Source organism: Acidobacteriota bacterium, assembly GCA_038040445.1.
Taxonomy (GTDB): Bacteria; Acidobacteriota; Blastocatellia; order UBA7656; family UBA7656; genus Onstottus_A; species Onstottus_A frigus.
The window spans coordinates 178,210-203,520 of record JBBPIG010000006.1; the positions used below are offsets into that span (position 1 = coordinate 178,210).

Consider the following 25,311-nt stretch of genomic DNA (forward strand, 5'->3'; position numbering starts at 1 on the left):
TCATGCCTCCTTGTACACGTCCCGATCTTTGTCCAGATCGAAAGCGAAATCCCAAGCCTCTAGCAGATCCAGCAGCGCATGACCGTGCCATATTGCTTCGTCTGTCTTGCGATTGATCTTGTAGAGCCAGCCGGAATCGCCGCTGCCCAGTTGGGCTAAAGCCGCGCGGGTGATCTTCTCCGCCTCTTCGTCACGCCCGACCCGGCCAAGCAATTGCTCAAGATCCATTCGCCACGACTCGAGCTCAGCGGTCGAGTCCGGCAACCGGTCAAAGAGGGAGCGCAATTGCGCCAAGCGTTTGTTCGGTAGTCCGCTCAACTTTAATCGTTGATTGATCAGGCGATGCAGAGGCAAACCCCACTGCTCAGCGCGCGAGGGCATTGACTGATTGTCTTCCGGCAGAACCCAAAATGGCCGCAGAGTGGGCCGCCGCGTGCCTTCTCTTGGCGCTTCCACGATCTGACTACCGAGAATGATCTCGAAATCCACCACCGACAAGTGCTCGCCTGTTTCGTAGGCCAGCGCTTTACTCAGTTGCTTGGCGCGTCCAAGTCGCTCGACGCCGGCACGGTAGGCCAGACGATACGGATAACTCTCCTTGCAGATCACTACCACTGCGGCGATGGTCGGCCTCTCTACTTGCACCGTCAGTTTGAGGCCATTGATAATTTGAGCCATGCCGGTCTCGAACTCGCGGCAGAACTTCAGCGCAAAATCTAAAGCCCACGGCGCCGGTACCAACGCGAACAGATCATCACCGCCCAGGATGAGTGGCAAGACCGGCACTTTGAATGGATCAACCTCACCACGCGCATCTCGTTGTGTCATCGCCTTGCGCGTCGGCGCTGCCAGAGCCTGACGCAACTTTTGCGTCATCTGCTTTGACAGCTCGCGCATTTGCTCTTCGTTGCATTGGCCGAACAGTTTGCCCAAATTGTTGCCATCGGCCATCAGATAGGCGACATAACGGCGTGGATCAAAGCGTGCTGTGTCCTTTGCTTCCATCGGCCAATCAAACGTCCCGGCGCGCCCGCCGGTCACCAGTTGGAGAAAAGGCCGGAGGAAAGTCCCTTCTCCCGGACTGTCACGCTCGCGCCCTTTGACCATACAGGCGCGGCACAAATAGTTGGCGCGCTCATCGGCATGGCGATTACCGTATGCGATTGCCAATCCCGCACCGCACGAAGCACACCAGGCTGTAAACGGCATCTGGGGCGTAGTCTGTACTGTTTGTTGCCGCCAGCGTTTAGCTACACGCAGTTTTTCTTCGGCGGCTTCGCTGGCTTTGGCAAAATCGCCATTCTTAATTTCCTCCGGTTCCGCCACAGTGATCGCGCCATCGGCGGCACGGCGATAGATTTCAGCCAGATTTTCGCCGAATGTCCGCGCCTGATTCAGGTCATTGAACACTATGCGGAATGCACCGCCATCATTCACTACAATGCGCTCGCCACCGCCGAGCAGTTGCTGCGGCACCTCGTTGCAAAAGCGCGTGAGCAATTGGCTGCCGCCTACCACTTCGCGCAGATGCGAGGCGCGAAAGATGAAATCCTGAATCTGATCGGCCTCCGCGGCCAACAGGTATTCGGTCATTTGTCCTCCTTCAGGCTCGGCGGCAGCAGGTCAGCCAAACCGCAACGTTGGCAGAGTTGCGACCATTTCAAGTCTTCAGCACACAAACTCAATAATTCCATTGAGTAACCAAGAAAGTCTTCAAAGTTGGCGGTGACAAAGCGAAGTGCGTCTTCAGCCAAGTAGGGCGGCACAGTGAGATGCGTATGGGTCAGCTTGTTTCTGATACGCAGAAAATGCTCCCAGCCTCTCACGTCAATGGAATCCTTGTCCCTGAAGTCTTTGAAGTGGTGGTTCTGTTGCCACCATTCAGACATTCTTCGCGGCAATGCTACTGAAAGCTGTGGCGCGCTTCTAAACGAAAGGTCTTTTGTTCTGCGTTCACGTCCGATTTCGATGGTCGAATTATCAGGTTTGAGCAAGGCTTCATAGACTGAGTAAGCCCCAGGAGTTTCACGGTCGAGCGCACTTAATAGCGATCTCTTATCAACTTGGTTGCTCACCAATTTAACAACACGCGCGATCATAAGAACTTCATTCACCCCAGCCACGCGCAAGAATGCCGAGTTGCAGTCTTCGTTCAAGTAGATGAGCCGTTCGACACGCTTGATCTCGTCGTAAACATAGGCTCTGAGTTCAGGCGTATCGTCGTAAAACGAGCTTACGGATTGGGAGATTTCACCACCGCTAAAGCTGAACCAACTCCCGCCCAAGTCAGTCACCGTGTTTGGGAACTCTGTGTTCCAGCCTTCTTGGTTAATTGTGTTAGCTTCGACCTGCGCCGCATTGAACTCGCCGCTCTCCCAAAGTTCATAGCAATAGAGCATCCGCCCAAGCCGGTTCATCGGCTCTTCCATTTCGGGCAAATAGATTCGCGCTGTCGCCAGAATCGTGCCCACGCTGCCACTACCATCACGCCCAACCAGCAACGTGCGCGCCGCGCGGAAGTTGTATTGGTTGTAAAGCTCACGCACAAGCTCCCAGTCGCGGAGCGCGAAAGCCTGATACGGATTGCTTAGGCTTCCAATCCGGCATTTGTAACCATAAGGACGGCCCCGCTCCGGGTCGTAAGCGTCATCATCAAAATCCACGTATGAGACCGGCACATTGGCGTAGGCGGCATAGAGAAATGCCCCGGCAACCATGCTCTTCTTTGCTCCGGTGATGTCTATGATGACGCCCTCGGTTACACTCACCTTCTCGCGCAATCTGCGGAAAACGGACGCAGGATCGGCGTTAACGATCTCACAATCTACTTGTGGCTTGCGCTTCAAGGGTTTCTTGACGGACAGATGATCTTGAATGAGGGACTTGACCATCTCACCGAAATCTTCCCCCCGCATTCCGCCCTCTTCCAAATCACCGTAGGCCTGATTGAGCAGCAACAGCACCTGCTGCGGCTCGTAAGCCCACACCGTCTGTAACAATGGCTCGACCGAGAATCCCACCAGCATCGCCAAAAGCTGATACTCTTGCTGTGGCAACCGGCTACGGTTATCTGGGAGTGGAGAGTCGTTGGCCCAGCACATCTCTTCGTTGAGTAAGTCGTCTACGTAACGTTCAAGTCGCGGCTTGAGCTTCCCGCTCTCAAAGGTCTCCCAGTATTCTTGGGTCAGGCTTTTCAATGTCTTCTCGTCTGCCTTGTGTTCCTGACAAATGCCTTCGTCCATTTTGCCCTCCGACTAGCGCGCCAGGTCGTCTTTACGCCCGACACGTCACGCTCGAAGTCGCGAATAGGTGCCAAGGGTAGTTGATCATTCCCATTCCTCCCGAGTGCGACAGAATGAAAACACAAAACCCTTATCCATATTGCATCCGTCTAGATGCCAGAGGCGCAAACTCGACGGGGAGACTCGGCGGCGCGGAGACTGGGTGACTCAATTCTCTCCTCCCGCTGCTTCAATCCGTTCGCTCAATTCGGCTTCGATCTCTTCAATCGTCGGCAGACTCCCTTTAAGCTCTTCTGGCAACGCGCGAGTCAACTCATAGGCCGATACGCCAATCCGCTTTTCATGTCACGTACTCCTTATGGGGGTCCCGGCCGCCGACCTCCAGGTGATATTGATTGCCCGCGAAGGCAAAGCCCACGCCCAACTCGAGGAGGAAGTCTCGCAGGTTCTCCAGCAGACCCCGCTCGAGGTCTCGTTCGTGAAACTCGCGGCCGAGGCTCAGAAAGTCAAAGTTGTAAGGGTCTTTTAGCAGTTGCTGGGCGAGGTCGCTCTGAGGCGCAGGCAACGTCTGAGCAAAGTTGGTCACCGCCTTGCCTTGGCGTTGATACAGGCCGCTTTCGATTTGCAGGACAAGGACGTTTCGGCTCCAACCGTTTTCAGAGGTTTGGCGGATATACCATTCGCGTTCGCCCGGGTCTTTGACGTGATCTAATACCCTCACGTTATGCCCCCAGGGAATTTGTGCAACAAGCTGTTGCACAAATTGCTCGTCTGGGTATGCGCCGGCAAAAGCGCGCATATACTTCAGGTTGCGCGGCGAGAAGCCCTTCATCTCGGGAAACTCGCTGCGCAGGTCTTTCGCCAACCGGTCGATCACCTTTGCACCCCAGCCCGCCGTCTGTTGTCTTTGCAAGATCTCGCGCCCGATGCCCCAGTACAACAGTACGAGCTCGCGATTGACCGACAAGGCGGCTCGGACTTGCGCCTGCCGAATTCGCGCCTTCAGGTCTTGCAAGAACTTGGAGTAGCCTTCTATCACAATTTGTTTTTCTAGATCAGCAGTCATCAGGAACCTCTGCCCTTCAGCAACCTTGCCGGAAACTCAAACCTTTCGCTTCTCGCCAGCACTGATTTGGTATCTCCCCAGCCCCAGGCTGGTACCCGTTCCAACTCCCAGAAGCTCACCCGCACAAATAAGCGGCATAAACTCGTCGATGACCCGCCCTTCGTATTCAACCTCGCCGATTAGACCGCCCACTCTTAGTTTGGTCTCCTGACGATCGGTGTAGCGCTCAAGGTCCCACCATCGCAGAGTCGAGCGTACTACCCTCGCAGAGCCTGCCTGCTCGATAAGCCCTCGATAGTCCAATTGCATTCGGCCGCTGCCATGGACCGCTGCCAGCATTGAGACCCGGCGCAACAGGCTCCGCACGAGCAACTGGAAACTGAGGCCTGTTTGCAAGTCGTCTTTGACCCTGATTCGAGCCGGCGTCAAGAATCGCAGCGTTAGGCTGGAGTGGCTGTCCACTGCGCGCGCGACGGAATCGCTTGCTGGCCGCGCAAGCTGGGACAGGGTTGTGGCAATCACCTGGTCGATCGATTCAAGGACTGGTGTTCCGCCGTCCCCGCTCGTCTGCTCGGCGAGTTTCGCCGCAATCGACTCAGACAGAGGTTCTCCGATTCGGGCCGGTAACGAGAGTCCCTGATCATCGCTAGAGTAGACCCGCTCTCGCTCGCCACGAGCGCCTTTGAGAAAGACCTCTTTCAGATCAAACCCTGCTCGGCCGGCTCCTAACCCTCGATTCGCCATTTCGTTGATCGCGTGTAAGAAAAAGGGGGAGTAGTCGATCGCTTTGCCGATCAGTACTAGTCCGAAGCGCAACTCATCTCCAATGTTGAACCGTCTTGGCCGGTCGGGGAAAACAACTGAACTCACTACCGAGGCCGGCGTAGAGATCTGTCGTTGCGGAACCGAAGCCCGCGTATCAAGAGCGCCTTCAGCATTGGCGCATCTGTTCGCTTCCGGTGACTTCGTTTGAGAGGAGTTCGCAGACTGAACAGCCGAAGCCGCGGACGAAGCCGCCGCCATTACGTTGGCGGCCGGGACTCGCCACACCCGTCGAACCGGGTTCTCGACCAGGGGCGGTTCTATGAGGAAGGGCAGCGGTGCGTGAGTTTGTCCGCGCAACTCCTTGATCTCGGGCGGAACGGGCGTCTCGAACAAGTAAGGATAAGCGCAGGTATCCAGCAACGGACATCGCCGGCAGTCGCGGTGTTCGACAACGCAGGCGGCGTCTTTCAGCGCATGGCCCAATGCGCCTCTGAGAGTCGAACCGAGATACGGCGGCAGTACCGTCTGTTCTCGCGCGCGCAGCGTTACGTCGAAGCGCGCGATATCCAATCTGTCGAAGTCCTGACACCGCATAGGGGCTCCATGCGATACTTCCGATTGCGAAGTCTCGATCGCGAGTTGTTAACTTCAAACCGGCGAGGGGTCGTGAGGCCAAGGCCGATCGTTTTGCAGTTAAGAATAAGCTCGCTTGGGTCAGCGGGGTCGAGCGAGTCAGATTTCATTTAGATACGTTCAGACTAATTGTCTCGAAGTGCGGGGCTGCTACTCCGACTTCGAAGACGGCGGCATTGTACGTGGAACCATGCTTCCATGCAAGAAAAGAAAAGAAAAATACTATTGGGATTGGGTCGCCTTTTCTATAGGCTTCGGCGGCTGCTGTCTTCCACTGCTTGGTCTGCTCTTTCTTTGGAAGATGCTGGAGTAAACACCCCGCTTGTGAAAGCGAGGCAGGTTCACTCAAATGCGCTTTCGCCTGTCAGGCGAACTCACGCTCTTGAATGCGCCTGATTCTAACGCTCGGCAAAAATGGAAGGCATAAAGAAAGACTCCACCTGACCGTTTCAATATACCATCAAGAAGTTCAGATGACTGGAATACCTCGGGCAATCTTGCACTTAAGTAAGTGCGCAATAGGTTGTGATTAGTTTCGTCTGAAGAATGTACGCTGAGCTGCACAAACTCTTTCAGCTCCCGTTCCTCGCCACGACTCCCAGCCTTCAAGCTTTCGATATCTTTTTGAATCTTTGGCCGTAACCCTTCTCGACTGCTCAGGAGTATGTCAATAACGCTCGGCATCTACTCCCACGTCGCTCCATCGATGCAGGAAAACGCTTCGGCGAAGATCACGAACGAGATGTACGGAAGGCGGAAGTCACACAAAGGACAAAACGAGCGGGAACGGTGAGAAGTGATGGAATCCGTAAACTGCTTTCAGCAAAGGTTTGCAGTATGGCTGGGAGGCAGGGATTCGAACCCCGATAAGCAGAGTCAGAGTCTGCTGTCCTACCGTTGAACGACCTCCCAGCAAACGTCCAAACTATATCGGCCCGCGGATTTTATTGTCAAGTTTTGCGCCCGATGACAACAGGTCTGCGCCTGCTCTGCTTCGACTTTCCTCCCACCTTTGCTAATGTATCTCCTTCGCGAAACTCACTTGCCGCTGAGGCGCCGGCCGAAATCGACACGAACGAATAAGCGAACGCTGGTCAGTGATCAATGTTAGGAGGCTCCCTATGACGTGTTTCAGAAAGCTGATCATTCTTACTCTTGTGCTGTTGCTCGCTCAGCCCTAGCACTCTTTCAGCCAGTTCTCACCGTCACGAATGAAACTGTGAGCGCTTGCTAGCGCAGCGTTGGCAAAGTAGCATTGCAGCGAACTTCGGGGGTAGGATCGCGTGACGTTATCACCAAGTCTCAACCAGAAGTTCGAGCGCTCAATGCAATACTTTCAACATCGTGTGTATCGGCGAACGTCAATCGTGTCTCTTATGCTGCTTGCCTCTCTCGCTCTTGGCTGCACCAACGCGGCTAAGGGAACCAACGCAAACTCGACCGCCTCGAGTCCAAACGGCAAAGGCAACGCGAACGCCGGCCCACGCTCGACCAGCAGCCAGTCCGCCGCTATCGACATCAAAGAGCCCGAACGTTACAGCGTGTCGATGACCATAAGCGCGCAAGCGGCTTCCGAAGCTCCTTCACCAATGGCGACGCAGCAGTTCGGCTTCGCGAAACTGGGAGCGGACCGGCGGTGGACCTTCATGTTACCGGCGCCACTCGGTCAGACGGTGTACCTGGAAAAATCGGGGTTGAAGTATCTGGTTCTCCTCGACCGCAAACAATATGTTGAGCTTATGCCGGAAGCGCTCGGGGTCCAGTTGGGTGGCATGTTGACGCCCGGCGCGATCGCCGAACGCTTGAAGTCCCGAGCGCAGCACGAACAGCTCGGGCTGGATACGATCAACGGGCGCCCCGCGATCAAGTATCGGTTAACCGGTTCCGGCGACGCTTCGAGGCAGATGGACGGCATGATCTTTGTGGATCGGGAAACAGGCTTGCCGCTTCGTTGTGAGATGAACCTGGTATTGCCGGCGGGAACAAAGTCGCGAGTGATTGTCGAAGCGCGTGACCTTCAGCTTAGTCCGGATCGCGCGCAGTTCGACGTGCCCGCCGGAATGAAAAAGGTCTCGCCGCAAGAGGCAAAGCAGCAAGTCGAAGGCTTCGCCAGCGCTCTTCGACTTTTCGCAGACATAATGAGCGGCGCCCAGCCGGCGGCACTTGCTGAGGCCGCTCGACCGATCGCCAACAAAAATGCGAGCGGGCGCACGCGATAGAGCGTCAGCGAACCTGGAGCTCAAGCAGCCGGCTAACGAATCCGCATTGCACCTCGGGGTAAGACAAGATATGCAAAACACCTTGCGATCGGCTGGCGCACGAGTCGCGATGATACTGGTGATGTCGTGTATGGGGTTTTCGCTTGCGAGCTGCAAGGGCACCGGTGGCGAAGCCGGGCAAATAACACTCGCGGTCAACTCAGGCGTCGAAGGCGACGCGCTCAAGCAGGCGGCTCGCGACTACGAGACTCTCACCGGAGTTCGGGTCAACATAGCGGAGTTTCCCTACGACAATCTCTTCGAGAAGGAACAGCTAGACCTGACGGCTTCGACTGGCGCGTACGACTTGATCATGCTCGACGACCCCTGGTTTCCGCGATTCGCAAGCGAAGAGCTTCTCACCGGCCTCACGCCCCTCTATCAGAAGCGCGGGCAGTCCGGACCCGATGAAGATTACGTGCGATCATCGATGGCGCTCTGCAAGCACCCTTATGAAAGCGGCGAGCTGTACGCCTTGCCTTATGTAGGCAACTCGCAGTTGTTCTTCTATCGCAAAGACCTGCTTCAAAAACACGGCCTGAAAGACCCGGCGACGTGGGATGATGTGCTGACGGCGGCGAAGACGATCGATGAGCGTGAACGGAGCGGGGCCCCAGGCGGGGGGCGCGTCTACGGCTACGTGATGCGAGCCGCTCGCGGCAATTCTGCGGTCGCCGATTTCATGCCGATCTTCTGGTCGTTCGGCGCGGAAATGTTCGACGCCGCCGGCAAGCCCACGGTCAACAGCGCGGAAGGGATCAATGCGTTGCGGTTCATGATTGAGTTGGGAAAGTACGCACCGCCCGGCTATGCGAGCTTTAATGCGAGTGAGGTCTCGGCGCACTTGCTTCAAGGCACCGCGGCGATGTCGATCAACTGGCCCGCGTGGATCAGCGCCTTCGACGATCCGGCAAAATCGAGAGTAGCAGGCAAGATGAGCTTCGGGACGATGCCGGGCGCAAAAGCCGAAGGCCGCGCCGAGATCGGCAACTGGCTGATTGCGATCCCGCGCGGAGCGCGAAACACGTACGCAGCGTTCGAGTTCCTGCTGTGGGCGACTGCGGCGGATCAGATGAAGAAGTCGGCGCTGATCGGGAATCCGCCGACGCGGCGCTCGGTGTTCAATGATCCCGATCTCCTGGCAAAGTTCCCGGCTTATCCGGCGCAGCTTCGCTCGCTCGAGAGGTCCAAGCCTCGGCCTCGTACGCCGCAGTGGAATGAGATCGAGAACGTGTTCGGGATATTTCTGTCGCGAGCTAACAGCGGCGAATTGACGGCGGAAGCGGCGATGAATCAGGGCAACCTCGAAATAGCGAAGATCGTCGAGCGCAACCGTAAGTAGGTGATCAGCAACCTGCTCAAGCTCGCGGTCGGGAAGGGTGGCTTGCCCCCGCCGCTTCTAAGCTGGAGATTCACAATGATGGGTCCTTCACTCAGCGGGGGCAAGCCACTCTTCCCGACCGCGAGCTTGAGGATCATGGTAGGTTCCGGCAGTCACTTGGTGGACTCAGAGGTCAGCAAAGTGGTCAACCTCAGTGGGGTTTAAAGAAGACCGTCATGCAAACTATAGAGACCGCGCGAGTGTATCTGCGGCCCTTTACTTCGGATGATCTCGACTCGTTCGCATTGATTGGAAGCGACCCGGACGTGATGCGCTACATCGGGGACGGAAAGCCTCAATCAAGAGAGCGGACCCGAACGCGGTTTAACGCAATCCTCGACCACCATAACCGGCACGGCTTCGGTGTGTGGGCTGCAGTCGATAAGACTAGCGGCGAGTGGATGGGGTTTTGCGGATTGCAGTTTCTGGACAACGCATCCGAGATCGAAGTCGGATATCGACTCGCGAAACGGTTCTGGGGAATTGGCCTCGCTTCCGAAGCGGCAAAGGCGAGCCTGCGGTATGGCTTCGAAGCACTCGGCCTCAACCGCATCGTCGCGGTTGTGCAGCCGGGGAACATTGGTTCCCGTCGCGTGCTCGAGAAAATCGGACTCAGGTATGTGAAGGATGCTCGCTTCTACAACTCCGACGTGAAGTACTACGCAATGACGCGAGAAGAATACCAGCGCGATGATTCAACATACATCCAACGGCCGGCAGAAGACTGACCGGCGCCGCGGTACCGCCTCGCTGTGGCGCGAGACGTCGCTGCCCTACTTGCTGATCGCGCCGACGGTCGCGGTGCTGGTTGCGCTTTCGATCTATCCTCTCTTCTATGCGGTGAAGGTCAGCCTTCAGACCGGCTCAGGTGAAGCGGCGCGGTGGACCGTTGCGAACTTCGCGCGGCTCGCGAGCGACAGGTTCTTCCTCGAAGCGCTTGCCCACACTTTCATCTACGCGGCGGTTGCGCTCACGTTTGAGTTCGCACTCGGGTTGGGCCTCGCCGTGCTGCTGGATCGGCCCTTGCGCGGCAGATCGTTGTTTCGAAGCGCGCTGCTGATTCCGATGATGCTGCCTCCGGTCGTGGTCGGAGTGGTTTGGCGATTGATGCTCAACCCGGATTTCGGCGCGGTCAACGGCACGCTCAAGGGCGCCGGAGTAAACACCGAGGCTTTGACCTGGACGGCGTCGCCCACGCTTGCGCTGGCGTCGGTCATCGCCGTGGACATTTGGCAATGGACGCCGTTCATGTTTCTGGTACTGCTCGCCGGGTTGCAAGCGATCCCGCAAGAACCCTATGAAGCAGCGGTCATCGACGGGTCGAGCGCGTGGCAAACCTTTCGCCATGTCACGCTCCCGCTACTCAAGCCGGCGATCCTGATTGCGCTATTGCTCCGCACGATGGACCTGCTGAGAGTGTTCGATCAGATCTTCATTCTGACCGAGGGCGGCCCGGGATTCTCGACCGAGACGGTCAGCCTGTACATCTATCGCACGGCATTTCGCTTCTCCGACTTCGGTTACGCGGCGGCGATGTCGTTTGTGTTGCTCGTGCTAACAAACATAGTCAGCGTCGGCTATATTCGATTGCTTCAGAAACAGGAGGCCGTTTGAGCGGACAGCACCCGACATCCAAAGCTGCAGGGCAAAGCCCGCCGGGCGCGTGGCTAACGAGGCTTGCCCGATCGACAAAGTACGTCCTGCTCAGCGTGTCAGTGTTGGCGGCACTCACGCCGGTTTACTGGATGGTGACAATCTCGCTCAAGAGCGAGGTCGACCAGTTCGCGGTGCCGCCGCGATGGTTGCACTTCTCCCCGACATTAGCTCACTACTACGACGCGTTCTTCACACGTTCGTTCGGCCGGTACTTGACCACCAGCGTTACGGTTGCCGTGCTTTCGACTATCCTGGCGGTGACGATTGGAACGCTGGCAGCTTACGGGCTATCGCGATTCAGGCTACGGGGCAGGCTCGACCAGCGGTTGTCGCTGTGGATACTGTCCACGCGAATGTTTCCGCCCATCGTGACCGCGGTCCCGCTGTTTCTGATGATGCGCGATCTGCGTTTGCTGAACACGATCACATCCCTGGTGATCGTTTACACGGCGCTCAATCTACCGTTCGTCGTGTGGATGATGCGTGGATTTTTTCGGGAGCTCCCTCGCGAATTGGAAGAGGCGGCAATGGTTGATGGCGACTCGCGGCTTGGGGCATTGGTGCGAGTGATTCTTCCGTTGGTTACCCCGGGTCTGGCTGCCACAGCCGTCTTTTGCCTGATCGTATCGTGGAACGAGTTTCTGCTTGCGCTGGTGCTGACGCAGACCGATGCGGCGATGACGCTGCCGGTGGGAATCGCCGGGCGCGTGACTCAGTACGAAATCAAGTGGGGAGTGATGAGCGCGGCGGGAGTGGTTGCGATGATTCCAATACTGGTGTTCGCGATGGCGGTTCAGCGCTACCTCGTGAGGGGGTTGTCGCTGGGCGCAGTGAAAGGGTGACAAGTGATGCGTGGTGCGTGAAACGTGATGTGTGATGCGTGACCGGACCGAAGTCGAAGTGCAGGTTCATCAGGCATCATCCGGTCACGCATCACGCATCACGCATCACGCATCACGTTTCACGCATCACGCATCACGCGTCACGAATGAGTTTCAATGGACGTGAGATTCGAAAACGTAACGAAGAAGTTCGGCCAAACGGCGGTGGTCGATAACTTCAGCCTTGAATCTGAAGACGGCGAGCTGGTCGTCTTGCTTGGACCATCGGGGTGTGGCAAGACGACAACCCTGCGAATGCTTGCCGGACTCGAAGACGCAACGTCGGGTGACATCTTTGTCGGGAACGAGCGCGTGAACGATGTTCCGACTCGCCACCGCGACATCGCGATGGTCTTTCAAAACTACGCGCTCTATCCTCACATGACTATCGCGCAGAATATCGCCTATCCGCTGCGGGTTCGAAAGATCGCGAGAGACGAGATCAACCGGCGAGTGAACCAGGTCGCCGACATGCTCGAGATCGGCGGTCTGCTCGGAAGAAGACCGCGCGAGTTGTCGGGAGGCGAACGCCAGCGCGTCGCGCTCGCCCGCGCGATCATACGCGAGCCCCGCGTCTACTTGATGGACGAGCCGCTTTCGAACCTCGACGCGAAGTTGCGCGTTCAGATGCGCGGGGAATTGAAGCGATTGCAGCACGAGCTGGGTACTACGGCAATCTACGTGACCCACGATCAGGCTGAGGCGATGACCCTCGCGCACCGAGTGGCGATCATGCGTAAGGGTAAGCTCCAACAATTCGACACGCCGATGAACATCTACAACCGTCCGGCCAATCGTTTCGTCGCGGAGTTCGTCGGCAGCCCGAGTATGAACTTCATCGAAGGCCGATTCGACGCTCCCGCACGCAGCTTCGCAAGCGACGCGCTGTCGCTGAGGATCGAGGAGCGTCAGCTCACCAGACTGAATGGCTGCGACCGGGTCACGCTTGGCATCCGCCCTGAACACGTTGAAGTTTCAACTGCCGAGCGCGATGGCTGGCTGAAGGCAAAGGTCTACGTGACTGAGTTAATGGGGAACGAGACATTCGTGTTCTTGAGACTGGGCGATGAGAAGATAGTCGCTCGTGCTGCTGCGGATTTTCGCGCTGATATGGATACGCCGGTGTGGGTGCGGATCGAGATGGACAAGGCTGGCTTCTTTGACTCGAAGACGGGAGATGCGGTTTGATTTCGGATTTAGCCCTGGGAGCGCAGGCTTAGCGTCCTTTGCGAGTCTTAGCGTACTTTGCGCGAACCTCGTTTCTCGCAAAGAACGCTAAGCCTGCGCTCCCAGGGCTAAAATCCAAAATCAGAAGACGGTAAAGGAATAAGAGGATGAAACTGGCACTCAACGGCGCGACTACGATGAAAGCGGGCCTCGTCGCCGATATCGAGGCGGCGAGCGCGGCAGGGTTCGACTGTCTGGAAATCTGGGCTTCAAAGCTCAGACAGTTCTTAAAAACGCGCAGCTCCGCCGAGCTTAAAGCGTTGTTCGACAATCACTCGCTCGCACCGTACAGCATCAACTCAATCGAGAGAATAACTTTTAGAGACGAGCGCGGGCATAAGGATCTGCTGAGCGAATGTGCGGAGATATGCCGCCTGGCCTCCGAGATCGATTGCCCTTATGTAGTCGTCGTGCCGGGTTTGCTGCCCCACGGAGCAACACGCGAGGATGTGATAGTCGAAACGAGCCGGGTGCTCGAAGAACTCGCGGTGATCGCAAGCCGATTCGGTGTCGGGCTAGCATTCGAGTTTCTAGGCCAACCGGCGTGTAGCGTGCAGACGCTCGAGCTGGCTTCGAAGATAGTCGAGCGCGTTGCCCGGCCGAATGTCGGGCTGGTGATTGACAGCTTTCACTTTTACGCGGGCGGCTCGACGATAGAATCAATCGACGCACTCGACGTGGCACGGCTGTTCATCTTTCATATAAACGACGCTGAAGACCTTCCGCGCGAGCAGCTCGAAGATCGACACCGGCTGTTGCCCGGGATTGGAATCCTGCCACTCAAAGGAATCGTCGCGGCGCTGCAACGCATCGGTTACGACCGCGTGACAAGCGTCGAAATATTCAGACCCGAGTATTGGGAGCGCGATCCCACTGAGCTTGCGCGGGAAGCGCGGGCGGCTGCCGCCAGGGTCCTTGGCTTACAGTGATCTGAGGTGACGGGGAGAAGGATGGGCAAGTTGAGGGTTGGAATTATCGGCGCGGGTTACATAGGCGGGCTTCACGCAGCAGTGCTTGCGCGAGATGAGCGAGTGCGCGTCGCGGCGATTCACGACATCGACCGCGACCGGGCCGAGCGATTGGCAAGCTCAACCGGCGCCGCGATCGCGCGTGATGCCGAAGCATTGATCGAAGGCGTAGACGCCGTCTACATCACGACACCCAACACCAAACACACCGCCCTCGCGCTTGCGGCCATCGCGGCAGGCAAGCACGTGTTTTGCGAAAAGCCGATGGCTACATCAATCGCAGATGCGCGCGCAGTGCTTGCTGCGGCGTCCCAAACCAACGCGCTGTTTCAGGTCGGGCACAACAGGCGCTTCGCCCCGGTCTACGCGACGCTCAAACAAATGCTCGCGGAATCAGCGCCGCCGCATTCGGCTCACGTCAAGATGAATCGAGGCGAGCTGCTCAACCCCGAGTGGGTCGGCGATCCCAAAATCACGGGCGGGTTTCTTTACGAGACGACCATCCACATGTTCGACATGATGCGATTTCTGTTCGGCGAAGTAGCGAGCCTCGACGCCGTGGGATCGTCACACGAATATCCCGAGACCGATGATTTTTCAGTGTTGCTGCGATTCGAATGTGGAATGCACGCAACTCTGGCGAGCTCGGCTGATGCTACATGGCTATTTCCTTTCGAGCGCGTTGAAGTCTTCTGTCACCATCGGACTTTGGCGACTCGCGAGATGGAAAGCTTATCCGGAAGCGAAGGACTGGATGGGAGGTATTTCACTCAGACGATGCAACAGCTATCGAAAGAGGAGAAGTGGGGATATGCACAGGAGGATCGAGCGTTCGTGGATTCAGTGGTGAACGGGGCGCCTGCCGCGGTTACGGCGCTTGACGGATTCAAGTCGGTCGCGCTCGTCGATGCGTGCTACCGGGCGGTTCAAACCGGGAAGCGCGCCCTTCTTAGCGATTAGGGCGGATCACAAGAGTGTGGGGGGCGCATTGACAGCGCGGCCGACTGTCTTAATTCGCGGGTCTTACAGTCTGCTGTCGGCTGTAATACTCATTAAGCGCCTGCGGGAACGCGTTGATACCTGCGGGAACCGATTGCGGATCGATCTCTTTCCCGGCTAAGACATCCCGCCCTTTCACGCCGTACAAGGGTTTATTGAGGTTATTATCCGGATTGAGCAAGAAATTCTTGAAGAACCCGCCACCAAGTCCGGCTCCAACTAAGATACCTTTGTAGAGGGCGTACGCGATGATGTTTGCCTTCGCTGTCTGAGCCTTTTGCTCGTCAGTTATTGACCCCACCGGGCCGCTTGTGGGCCGCTTTTCTCCCTTCATCTGCACTCGGCCCTTTTGGAACCAGCTCAAAGCTGTTTCATTCATAAACAGCAGGATTATGTCGGCTGTGTCCCCGCCTCCAAAGCCGGCACCCGAGAAAACATAATAGGCCGGCAAGCTCCATCCTGCGGGATTGCGGCGACTGATCACACCGTATCCGAGTGACAACTTATCAACGATCAAGTTCGCCGTGACCACACGAGGGATCACGCCGACAGCGTGCGCGTTGTCGATAAGCTCTCTTGGGATGCCACTATGAGGAAGTTCGGCAATCGTCTTAAGAACGTTGGCAGATTTCTCGGATCTCTCGACAGCCTTCTTGAGTTGTTTAGGTTCAATCTTCTGTGCAAACGCCGAATGAGGCCAGAGCCACAGTACGAGAACAAACAAAACTGGCAAAAGAATCGTCCCATTCAAACTTGAGGTCTTTTTCATCCCTGTTCCTCGTCAACGAACAAGACCAACAGAGCTTGTGCCATTCCTATTTATCTTCTCCAAGTGTTTCAACCTTAACACCGGAACGAGTTTCGAAGGCCGGAAGAATCACTTTGTAGTTATTCTTGTCCAGCCTCAACACAGCGTAGTCTTTATCGGTTTTGACAGTAAGCCAGTGCTTTCTACCCTTCATGAAGAAAAGCGGCAGCGCGAAGATACCAACAGCAATGGCAGCGCCAACCCCTGCCTTCCATCTCGGATGCTTCGAGTAAGTATACTCCGCGCTCTTGATCTCAGAGTACGTAAAGTTCTTAAGGATACTGCCTTCCTTGCGAGATTCGATCATAAGGTGGGTTTCCTCAAATCGTAATCGTACCGGTGTTTGATCGGCCTTGTTGCCGTGGGGAACAAGCATTTCTACGTTTTGGAATACATCAGGACCCTTAGCGGCCTGCTCCTGGCCCATAGATGGCGGTACTGACATAAAGGTGAGGACCATAACGAGCACTAGTGCGATGGACTGCATTTGTAGTCTCCTTCTTCAAACTCTATACAGGTCGTGCGGGACCAGAATTCTTCATCTAGCCTAACAACTACTACTTCCATTCGCTAGCAAAAACGTCTGGCTCTATTGACCCTCTCTAGTATCAGGAAGAGTTAGGACTGTCTGCCAGGTATTCCCCCCATCATCCGTGCGATAGACCTTGTTGTAACCGACTAACCAGCCGTTCTGCGCGTCGCCAAAATATATTTTGTCGTATCCTAATTCCTCGCCTCCTCCGGAAACCCTTTCCCACTCTTTGCCGCCATCGATTGTATGCAGAACGAGAGGCTCAAATTCCTTGCCTGTGGCAGCCTCGTCCAAGACCTCTTCCCCTACAGCCCAACCCTCGTCACCGTTGACGAAAAAGATCGATGCGAGACTAACGTTTTCGACTGGCACTCGCAGTCTCCTCCAAGTCACTCCCCCATCGCGCGTGCTATAAATCCCACCCTTCCTAGTACCGGTACAGAGCCAACCAACATGCCGATCGATGAAAAAGAGGTCACGTATCCACTCACCGGGCAATTTCAGCTTGCCCCCATTCCATGTCTTGCCGCCGTCTGTGGTGCGATAGACTGATTTCTTTTGGCTGTACCACCAACCTGTCTCGGAGTCGACAAACACCAACTCCGCGATCAGCTCTAGGTCTTCGACATCCCATGGAATTTCGGAAGGCTTCCAAGTAGCGCCTCCGTCCTCGGTCCACCAGATTGCAAATGGTTCAGCAAGCCATCCGTGTTCTTCATCCACGAACTCAACTTGCATGATTCCGCCGACCAGATCGCCGGCAAAGTATTCTCGATTCGTAACAACAGACCAGGTTGTTCCGCTATCGGCGCTGCTCAGCACTTCTTCTTTTTCTTTAGAATTGATGGACCACCCACGTTTCGAGTCAATGAAGCTAATTTTCTCAAGCCGACCGGTACCGGCGTAGGGTGTTTTGCCCCACGCAGAACCACCGTCTTCACTGCGCAGCAACTCTCCACTGCCTGTGATAATCCATGCGCTAGAGAGCCCGCTGAATGCGGAAGCTTCAATCGGCCACCTGAGCCTGAGCATTTCGGGAACGCGCGACTCTTGTGCCGAGTTCTTGCTTTCCTGTTGAGGTTTTGTCTTTGTGCAGCCGCTTGCCAAGAGAATGGAGCAAACTAACAAAGAGCAAATCGCGGCCTTCTTCATACGGACTCCTTCCTGTGATTCATCCTTGCCGAATGTGAACTACAAGCGAACTGTTACTTGATGCACTTTTGGTAACCTTTTGGCTCTTTGTACTCAGGTCTGATATCTACTTGTACCTTCACGAATCCGTCCGCACGATAGCGCTCTTTCAACCGCTCGGCGCAGCCTTCAATAGATTGATCTCTAGCAAAGCACCGGGGTTAATGCCGCAGCGATGGATCACAACCGCGTCGGTTAAGTGTCCGCTACCAAGAATCTCGGTTCTTCCGACTCGATACTTAGGTCTTGCCTGCCGTTGGGATTGGCGCGCTTCTGAATCGCTGTCACTCATCGCAGTTGCACATGACTCACCATTCTTCGCCTCAACGTAAGAAGCTGTAAAACAAAATGGCAAGAGGATCGCTACCGAAATTTTATGAAGGGACGAACGGTCCATTTTTCGCTTTCTCGTTGTGGACCTGCACTATGCAGTCAGGGCATAACTCGTTATTGATCGGTTCGTGGTCTGATCGTATGAGATCGAGACGGCGAACCTTCTCTCAAAAGGAAGACAGAGCCCAACCTTCAACTATCGGTCCCAGCGCGCATGGGGCGTAAGGTCTGCTTTACGGCACCGACCAAATAATACTTCATCCGGCTTCATAATCTGTATCTTTCCCGACTTAGAAGCCGATTCCAGTGTCAGCACACTATCTCCGGACGGGCTATTGATGTCGATGTTTCCCCCTTCTGCGAATCCAGACATAGCGATGGCTAGCTTGCCATATCTGCTATAGAGGCCCAAGTATCCGCTGTCTTCGTTGGCAAATAACATCAGTTTCGGAACACCTTGACTATTGAAAATACCCAGGACGCCTCCGCGGTCCGATGAGTAGACCGCTGCCACTGAAGTCCCCTTGTTGTTGTATACCGTGAAGCGTCCGCCATCCGATTCAAAAGACAGTTTAGCGACTATCTTTCCCTCCGGGTTCTTGAATAAGAGGCCATCTGGTGGGACGATCAATTCGCTTGCGTTATTCGACCCAGCCGGTTGAGGTTGCTGAGCCGCAAGCAAGCGACTAGACACCACGCCACCTGCCAGGCTAACGATCAGAGCAATCACCACCACTAACCCAAATTGATATCCACGCACATTTCGCGAACGAAGACCATCGCTTTCGTTACTCATCTTTCATCACCTCCTTGCAGCACAACCTAGCACCGCATCGACATATTCCTGTGATCTGGCGGTTAAACCGATCCTTTTAACGCTGGTCGCGCCTTGCTTGTATGCGCCCAATGCCGTGCGAACATCGCCGTTGAACCCGTTGAGCAGATTGCTTAAGATGCCTCGTAGACAATTGTGTGTTGGTGGCGGGGTCTTTCAATTGCGCAACGGTGAAGGTTCCGAGACCGAGACTGTTTGCAGTCGAAGGCTTGATTTGAAACAGACCGACTTCTCCCTGAAAGCCTATTTGTTCAGGGTTAGAGCTACTCTCGATCGCGGACTGGCATAGCACAATGTTCTTACCTAAACCGCTTTCATTGTTTTGCTTGATCGTCTTTCTTAGGCTACGTGCGACACGCGCCGCCTGCGATGCCGCCAGCCAAGCTCTACGTTCTGCGTCTTTACTTGCGAGCCTACTTCCGGTTCACCTGGCTCAATAGTTTTACTATTGCTAGCCAACTAGCACTTAGACTGCGCATCGACTCATTTTGCAAGCTTGCATTATGCTCCTTCTCAGCCAATTCCAATGCCGTGTTGCCTTGATTGTTCTTCGCCGTGACGTCGGCGTGTCTTTCTATCAGAAGGCGCACAGTCTCAACATGTCCAAACTTTGCGGCTAGCATTAGAGCTGTCTCACCATTCCGCTCTTTTACGTTTGAGTCCGCACCTCGATCCAAGAGCATTCTTGCGAGATCAGTGGCGCCCCAGCTAGAGGCTCGCATAAGGGGTGTGGCACCTCCGAAGTCGGGAATGTTGACATCCGCTCCACCCTCTAACAGAGCTGCGACATTCTTGGTGGTTCCTCCCGGATCCAAGGCCGCCAGCAAGGCGGTGGACCCAGACGCGTCGCGGACATTGACATCAGCACCTGCGCGCAAGAGCGCTTTAACCGCCGCCGGATTGACCTTCCCATTCGTTGCCGCATAGAACAGCGGAGTTTGCCCGCGTTGATCTTTTCCATTCACAGCGGCTCCTCCGCGAACCAGCCGCTCGATAGCTGCGGCGTCACCGCCAGCGGCCGCTTCGAACAAGGTTCTCCGGGCGTCGGAATGCTCATTGGCTTTCCTTTGCTTTTGTCGTTTAGGCAACGTTGAATTATTAGGGTTATGGGCGTCACCCCGTCTCCGCACTGAAGAAACAGACTGGTCAGCAGCAGGCCGTGTACACCAAACCTCGCTACTCGAATGTAAGCGAGCACTCTCTTGTTCATAAGTGTCCTACTGCGCGGTCTACAGGTCATCTTTTTTTTGGTGAGGCGGAGTTCTCAGGGCTTCCCTTAACATGTTGAGAATCCTTCTTCGGTTATTCCTTTCGTAGTTGTTTACAGATCGCGCATCTTCCGCGTATCTTTCTTCCGCGAGTTGCAGCGCGGTTCGATTCTCACCGTCCTTTACACGTGGATCAGCTCCGCCTTTCAGCAGGATCTCAACAGCTTTCGCGTGTCCCAGCTTTGCTCCTATCATAAGAGCGGTGCTGCCTTGTCTTTGCCTCTTGTTTGGATCGGCGCCTTTACTCAACAGCATCTGCAGGATGACCGCGTCATCCCAACCAGCGGTCCTCATCAGAGGAGTGTCACCGCCAAGATCCGCTGCATTCGGGTCAGCGCCGCCCTCCAGCAAGGCTCTGATGATTCCAGGAGTTCCGCCAGGGTCTATCGCTATCAACAGCGCGGTAGTTCCACTGTTGCTTTCTGTCGCGTTTACTTCCGCCCCCGCTTTGAGCATTGCAGTGACGATGGAACCATCAGTCAGTCTATTGCTTGCTGCGTAGAACAGTACCGGCCACCCTTTCTCATCTCTCGCATTCACATTGGCGCCATTCCTAATCAGTCGCTCAACGCCAGATGTGTCAAGGTGAGCGATGGCGACAAGCAGTTCTTTCAACTTGATGTCTGTCTGTTGGTTCATTGCTGCTACGCGCTCACTGTGTGGCCGTCCGGGCGGCGGCTTTATCTTGCCTCTTTGATTTGCACCAGAATATGCAGAACACAATATCATTGAGAAGGGAAGATCGGAATCGAGGTCCTCCGTGAAGAGTGTTGTGCCCGAGGTAATGTTATTGATGACTATCCGGGAGAATGGAAACCCATCGGGTAGAGCATCAAGCAACACTTTGGCTGTCTCGATTCTCGCTTCGACGAGCGTCCCTTTGTCATCTACCCGCCAGGTTACCTTGCCAAATTCGCGATAGTATTTTTGCCGCTCTTCCTTGCTGATATGCCTGGTCGGAGAGATTTCAGGTACCTGTGCAGATTCAGAGACGTGGGCTGCGTTAGAGGTGCGCGTAGAACAGCCACCTCCAAAGGTTCCGAGAATCCCTACGCTTGCCACCAGCGTCAAAATGTATCGTTCCATGATTCTCCTGACCCACCCCCTGTACCCGGAGAGATGGAAAGCTTACAAAATGCGTTCTAATCCGACATTTCGGAGGAAGCGATCAAAACAACTCATGCGGCGCAGTATGCGATCAGACTCGCTGAGAACGCCATCAGTGATGGAGACCAAGCAGTCCAACTGCATTCACTGACTTTGGTGCAGCTTCGTATCTTGGTTGCGAACTCACATTTCCCGCAGCCTAGGCGTCATTTTGTTGTCGGTCTGAACTGCCTCTCGATCGTATCTCCGAGGGACTTGTATGACACTTTACCTGCCGGCTGAAAACGGTCGCCGTTCCAAACGTATCGAGTCGTAGAAAAAGGACCGACTCCGCTGTCTCCGGTTGTAATCAGGACATCAACCTGTCCGTGACCGGAAACATCAATCAACGCCGCGTCAACGCGATAGCGTTCATCGAGTAGCACCCGGGCTTTCGACGAGTCCACCGCAAGGATCTCGATTCGGTCGCCAGAGCCGCCACTCCATGTCACAACCAGCGCCTCGCCGACTTCCTCGTTGAGGGCGCGAACATAGGCCGACAGTGCAGTGTCATCGCTTTTCTCTTCGAATATCGTTTCGTTGGTTGCCAGGTTCCTGATGGTCAGGCGTGATGGAACGAGGCTCGGATGCTTGAACGGTTCATCCACAGTTTCCAGTCTCGCCTCTACTTTCGTGCCCTTGTTGTCGACGGACAAGACGTTCACACTCACCGCACGATACTCGTCTTGCCCCGCCGGCGGCACATTTGTCTTGGAAGACGAGGACCCGGAGTTTGTTACTTGCGCCGAAGGCGTCGAGCAGCTCAGAAGTACGAGACTAAGCGCCGCGACCGCCCCGATCGGCATTAGTGTTTTCTTGATCATACTTCACCGCTCTACGGATAGATGGTGCGCAGGCCCTGGTTAAAGAACGTGGTTCCCGCATCCGGGCCGAATTGCCGTGTCGCGTTAATCCCAATATTAACCCACGAAGCACACCCCACAATGTTATCGGCGTAGCCGGAACCGGTGCCATAGCCTTCGAGCCCTTTTGTCAGATCACCGCCCGCCTGTCCAATACGAAGTCCCAGATAGCTCGTTCCTGTGCGAATGTTCTGAGCCGGATCCTGAATTCCATTGAAGAAGGCAGGATTTTTCGGCGCGCTAAACTGCCCGTTGCCAAGCCCGCCGGCCTTTGCCGCTGTTGGACCGATCTGCAACAAACCACGGTGCGAGCCCGCGCGAGCAGTCGGGATAAAGCGCGACTCCTTGTAAGCTTGACACACCACGGTCGCATCATCGACTCCGGCATCCCGTGCCTGATTGTTATCCTTAACCAACTGCAGCACCGCGTCAAAGGACAACGCCGCTTGCGCTACCCGCTGCGCCGGCCTCTTCCTCTGCACGCGACGCGCCCCTTTCTTAGCCATGAAACTGTTGACGGCTCCAGCAGCCGCCAAGCCTCCTATGACGAGCCCGGTTGCGCCCAGCGAGATGCCAGCCGCTACCGCGCCTCCTGTAAGGAATGACGCTGAAACGCCAGCTCCTAGCTGCCATATCCCGGTGTTAAACAAGATCGTCCCCAGTATTGGCGCAAACGCCGGAAATGCGACTGCCACGAGCACGGCGACTGCCACTACGATCGCTACCCACTTTGCGACTTTCGCAAAGAAGCTGAAGACCTTCCCCAGGAAACTAAAGAAGCCCAGTCCGCTCGGGTCTGTGTGGTTGATTGGGTCATTTGTGCAGTATGCATAAAGGTTCAGAGTCTGCGGACTCGATAAGCTCACCGAGCTCATCCCAATCGGATCGACTTGAGTGAACCTCCCTTGCAGCGGGTCGTAGTGACGATTCACAGCATAGTCCAACCCGCTGACCGTGCTTCGATCATAGCTCGTGAACCGCCGTTTCGTTGACCCGCTCGACTCAGCATCCAACGCAGTCCCAAACGGCAAAGCAGCTTGCTCAAAGCTCGCCGTGTCTTGATTGTTCGTTACGAGGCGAGTGCCCAGCCGATCAGGATGGTGATACTCCACTCGCTCGCTTCCGCCGTTGGGAGCTATCGTCGCAAGCAGCCTGCCTCCCAAATACACATAGCTCTTAACCCATCTCGGAGTCGTAGGCGCAGCGGCGGTCTCTTCGTATTCCGCAATCACCGAATCACCCGCCCACCCGTAGTACGTCCGCTGATTAGAGCTTTCATTCCCGGCCTGCTCGATCAGGCGATGATTGCTCGCGCCATAGGTATGAATGACCTGAGTGACGGCCGAATCATTCTGCACCTTCACAAGCCGGCCTGCCGCGTCGTAGACATACCTCTGCCAAGCTCCGTCTGTTCGCTGGACGCGCGTCTGATTGCCTGCTGCATCGTACTCCCACCCCGCCGTGTTGATGCGATTCGTAGTCTGATCGTATGAAACAGACGCCAGCCCGTCTCGCGGCAACAGGTTGCTCCCACCGTTGTTCGCAATGCTCACCGTGGTCGGCGTGGGCATGTCGCCGCTTACACCCCAGCCCTGCGTTGTGACAGATCCGTTTGAGCTGTTGATGATCCACCAGGCGCCATCCCTCCATATAGCCAAATCAGTCTTGCCATCGCCGTCGTAATCTCCGGGCACAGGTTTATCACTGCTATTGGGATTGCCCCACCCCTGCACTCTCCCACCGCCGGTCGAGCTGTTGACGATGTACCAGAATCCCTCTGATGGCCGCCACACTGCTAAATCAGTTTTTCCATCTCCGTCGTAATCTCCTGGCACCGGCACATCGCCGCTCACCCCCCAGGTCTGCGTTGTGACGGATCCGTTTGAGCTGTTGATGATCCACCAGGCGCCGCTCCGCCATATAGCCAAATCAGTCTTGCCATCGCCGTCGTAATCTCCAGGCACAGGTTTGTCGGTGATATTGCCCCACCCCTGAGAGCTTCCTCCCCCTGTCGAGCTGTTGATGATGTACCAGAATCCCTCTGATGGTCGCCACACCGCTAAATCAGTTTTTCCATCTCCGTCGTAATCTCCTGGCACCGGCACATCGCCGCTCACGCCCCACTGCTGAGTCCTGACAGATCCGTCCGAGCTGTTGATGATCCACCAACTGCCATCTGAAGGCCGGCGGCGTACTGAACCCGCATGCCGTTAGGATATTGGGCCTGGGCAAAGAAGATCTCGTTCGTAGCTGGGTCACTTTTAGTTGTGTAGTCTACGAATGTGCCGTCAGTGGTGTGACCCGTGAATTGCAGTATGGCGCCCACTTGGGTGACCGTCCCGGCAAAGCCATGCCGCGTACCATCGGCGTCGATAAGCATAGCCCCTTGATTACCCAATCCTGCGATGCGCCCGAAGCCGAGCGACCAGCCTGCCGCCGGCCAGTCCCGATCGATGTCGTAGATGATTTCCGAGTTTGACTTGGTCCATACGCGCGAGTTGAAGACGAGGTTGAGGGTGAGATCGATGCCGCGGCCGGGAAGGGAGAGAACCGGCGCACTGAACTGAAAGTTGCCGGTCCCGGCGCCGTGGTGTTTGGGTTTGCCTGGCGGGTCCCCACGCTCGTTGCCCGGATCACGCATCGCTCCAGAGTTACCAGGATTCCAACCAGGTCCGGGCTCTTCGACAACATTGATTTGCATCTCCTTCACCGGCCCATCAACCGCTTTGACGATAACCTGCGCAGTGTGTTCGGCGCCTTCCGCGATTATTCTATAGCTGCCAGGTGAGGGCGGAACGAACTCGCCGGAGGGCGAAATCTTCATTGGGGTTTTTCCGGAGTCATCCTCGGCCCGCCAGGTGAACTTGACGCCACCGATCTGCTGGCCCTTGGCATCGTAGGCTAGTGCGTCGAAGAACTCCATCACACCGCTCCTGATGGTCACATCGCCGGGAAATACTTGAATGCTCGTAACCCGGTCGTTACGGTCGGATTGCTTCTCAGGTTGAACCGCGGAAGACTGGCTGATGAGCCGGCGCATTGCCGACGTCCAGCCGCTGGCGTGAAACCAGAATTTGAGGTCGTCCCGCAAACCTGAAGCGATGTCAGAGAAGGTACGCGGGGCTGCGGGTACCTGAGTCGCCAGGATTACGATGATCAGGCACAAACTCAACGTACTAGTCAGGGCGCGACGGAAGGCTGGGAAGGGAAGAAGAGTGTGAGGGAAATTCGCGCGAGTCATATCGGAAGACCTCCGGTG

General features: G+C 55.9%; 22 protein-coding genes, 1 tRNA gene and 1 pseudogene. 8 read left to right on the plus strand and 16 right to left on the minus strand.

Going from position 1 to position 25,311, the window contains the following annotated elements; all coding sequences use genetic code 11:
- From AABO57_08765 to AABO57_08785, 5 genes and pseudogenes are all read right to left on the minus strand, one after another.
- Nucleotides 1-1,593: a hypothetical protein gene (locus AABO57_08765; protein ID MEK6285818.1), complete on the minus strand. Its 1,593-nt coding sequence runs from the start codon at nucleotides 1,591-1,593 to the stop codon at nucleotides 1-3.
- Nucleotides 1,590-3,242: a hypothetical protein gene (locus tag AABO57_08770; GenBank protein ID MEK6285819.1), complete on the minus strand. Its 1,653-nt coding sequence runs from the start codon at nucleotides 3,240-3,242 to the stop codon at nucleotides 1,590-1,592. The genes AABO57_08765 and AABO57_08770 overlap by 4 nt, the downstream gene beginning before the upstream one ends.
- A gap of 207 nt (nucleotides 3,243-3,449) precedes the next feature.
- Nucleotides 3,450-4,308: pseudogene (locus tag AABO57_08775) on the minus strand (PDDEXK nuclease domain-containing protein).
- Between the two features lie 36 nt (nucleotides 4,309-4,344).
- Entirely contained in the window at nucleotides 4,345-5,667 is a 1,323-nt protein-coding gene (cas6, locus tag AABO57_08780; GenBank protein MEK6285820.1) for a CRISPR system precrRNA processing endoribonuclease RAMP protein Cas6, read from the minus strand.
- A gap of 877 nt (nucleotides 5,668-6,544) precedes the next feature.
- Nucleotides 6,545-6,618, minus strand: a tRNA-Gln gene (locus AABO57_08785).
- A 413-nt stretch (nucleotides 6,619-7,031) separates the two neighbouring features.
- Between AABO57_08785 and AABO57_08790 the strand changes: the two genes are divergently transcribed.
- The 8 genes from AABO57_08790 to AABO57_08825 all read left to right on the plus strand — a co-directional run bounded on the left by AABO57_08790 (nucleotide 7,032) and on the right by AABO57_08825 (nucleotide 15,037).
- A complete protein-coding gene (locus AABO57_08790) occupies nucleotides 7,032-7,925 on the plus strand; it encodes a hypothetical protein (protein MEK6285821.1) in 894 nt (297 codons plus the stop codon).
- A 70-nt stretch (nucleotides 7,926-7,995) separates the two neighbouring features.
- Complete coding sequence (locus AABO57_08795) at nucleotides 7,996-9,306, plus strand: ABC transporter substrate-binding protein (protein ID MEK6285822.1); 1,311 nt, start codon at nucleotides 7,996-7,998, stop codon at nucleotides 9,304-9,306.
- A 215-nt stretch (nucleotides 9,307-9,521) separates the two neighbouring features.
- On the plus strand, nucleotides 9,522-10,073 hold the full coding sequence (locus AABO57_08800) for a GNAT family N-acetyltransferase (protein MEK6285823.1): 552 nt from the start codon (nucleotides 9,522-9,524) through the stop codon (nucleotides 10,071-10,073).
- Nucleotides 10,036-10,959, plus strand: coding sequence for a sugar ABC transporter permease (locus tag AABO57_08805; GenBank protein ID MEK6285824.1), 924 nt, complete (start codon nucleotides 10,036-10,038; stop codon nucleotides 10,957-10,959). Before AABO57_08800 ends, AABO57_08805 begins: the two co-directional genes overlap by 38 nt.
- Complete coding sequence (locus AABO57_08810; GenBank protein ID MEK6285825.1) at nucleotides 10,956-11,843, plus strand: carbohydrate ABC transporter permease; 888 nt, start codon at nucleotides 10,956-10,958, stop codon at nucleotides 11,841-11,843. Before AABO57_08805 ends, AABO57_08810 begins: the two co-directional genes overlap by 4 nt.
- Nucleotides 11,844-11,999: 156 nt before the next feature.
- A complete protein-coding gene (locus AABO57_08815) occupies nucleotides 12,000-13,070 on the plus strand; it encodes an ABC transporter ATP-binding protein (protein MEK6285826.1) in 1,071 nt (356 codons plus the stop codon).
- A 146-nt stretch (nucleotides 13,071-13,216) separates the two neighbouring features.
- A complete protein-coding gene (locus tag AABO57_08820) occupies nucleotides 13,217-14,038 on the plus strand; it encodes a sugar phosphate isomerase/epimerase (protein MEK6285827.1) in 822 nt (273 codons plus the stop codon).
- Nucleotides 14,039-14,059: 21 nt separating this feature from the next.
- Nucleotides 14,060-15,037, plus strand: coding sequence for a Gfo/Idh/MocA family oxidoreductase (locus tag AABO57_08825; GenBank protein MEK6285828.1), 978 nt, complete (start codon nucleotides 14,060-14,062; stop codon nucleotides 15,035-15,037).
- Between the two features lie 49 nt (nucleotides 15,038-15,086).
- On the opposite strand, the gene AABO57_08830 is transcribed toward AABO57_08825, so the two are convergent.
- From AABO57_08830 to AABO57_08880, 11 genes are all read right to left on the minus strand, one after another.
- Nucleotides 15,087-15,845, minus strand: coding sequence for a lipid-binding SYLF domain-containing protein (locus tag AABO57_08830; GenBank protein ID MEK6285829.1), 759 nt, complete (start codon nucleotides 15,843-15,845; stop codon nucleotides 15,087-15,089).
- Nucleotides 15,846-15,891: 46 nt separating this feature from the next.
- The gene (locus tag AABO57_08835; GenBank protein ID MEK6285830.1) at nucleotides 15,892-16,371 is read right to left on the minus strand and encodes a hypothetical protein; all 480 of its coding nucleotides are present in this window, start codon (nucleotides 16,369-16,371) and stop codon (nucleotides 15,892-15,894) included.
- Between the two features lie 102 nt (nucleotides 16,372-16,473).
- Nucleotides 16,474-17,367 (minus strand): YCF48-related protein, encoded by an 894-nt coding sequence (locus AABO57_08840; GenBank protein ID MEK6285831.1) that lies wholly within the window; start codon nucleotides 17,365-17,367, stop codon nucleotides 16,474-16,476.
- 769 nt (nucleotides 17,368-18,136) lie between these two features.
- Entirely contained in the window at nucleotides 18,137-18,736 is a 600-nt protein-coding gene (locus AABO57_08845) for a hypothetical protein (GenBank protein ID MEK6285832.1), read from the minus strand.
- Nucleotides 18,737-18,812: 76 nt separating this feature from the next.
- Nucleotides 18,813-19,154, minus strand: a complete 342-nt coding sequence (locus AABO57_08850; protein MEK6285833.1) for a transglycosylase SLT domain-containing protein — start codon at nucleotides 19,152-19,154, stop codon at nucleotides 18,813-18,815.
- 34 nt (nucleotides 19,155-19,188) lie between these two features.
- Nucleotides 19,189-19,806, minus strand: a complete 618-nt coding sequence (locus tag AABO57_08855; protein ID MEK6285834.1) for an ankyrin repeat domain-containing protein — start codon at nucleotides 19,804-19,806, stop codon at nucleotides 19,189-19,191.
- Nucleotides 19,737-19,985: a hypothetical protein gene (locus AABO57_08860; GenBank protein MEK6285835.1), complete on the minus strand. Its 249-nt coding sequence runs from the start codon at nucleotides 19,983-19,985 to the stop codon at nucleotides 19,737-19,739. Before AABO57_08860 ends, AABO57_08855 begins: the two co-directional genes overlap by 70 nt.
- A gap of 19 nt (nucleotides 19,986-20,004) precedes the next feature.
- The gene (locus AABO57_08865) at nucleotides 20,005-21,129 is read right to left on the minus strand and encodes an ankyrin repeat domain-containing protein (protein ID MEK6285836.1); all 1,125 of its coding nucleotides are present in this window, start codon (nucleotides 21,127-21,129) and stop codon (nucleotides 20,005-20,007) included.
- A 227-nt stretch (nucleotides 21,130-21,356) separates the two neighbouring features.
- Nucleotides 21,357-22,013, minus strand: coding sequence for a hypothetical protein (locus AABO57_08870; GenBank protein ID MEK6285837.1), 657 nt, complete (start codon nucleotides 22,011-22,013; stop codon nucleotides 21,357-21,359).
- An 11-nt stretch (nucleotides 22,014-22,024) separates the two neighbouring features.
- Nucleotides 22,025-24,169: an FG-GAP-like repeat-containing protein gene (locus AABO57_08875; protein ID MEK6285838.1), complete on the minus strand. Its 2,145-nt coding sequence runs from the start codon at nucleotides 24,167-24,169 to the stop codon at nucleotides 22,025-22,027.
- Nucleotides 24,166-25,293 (minus strand): hypothetical protein, encoded by a 1,128-nt coding sequence (locus AABO57_08880; GenBank protein ID MEK6285839.1) that lies wholly within the window; start codon nucleotides 25,291-25,293, stop codon nucleotides 24,166-24,168. Before AABO57_08880 ends, AABO57_08875 begins: the two co-directional genes overlap by 4 nt.
- Nucleotides 25,294-25,311: the final 18 nt, after the last annotated feature.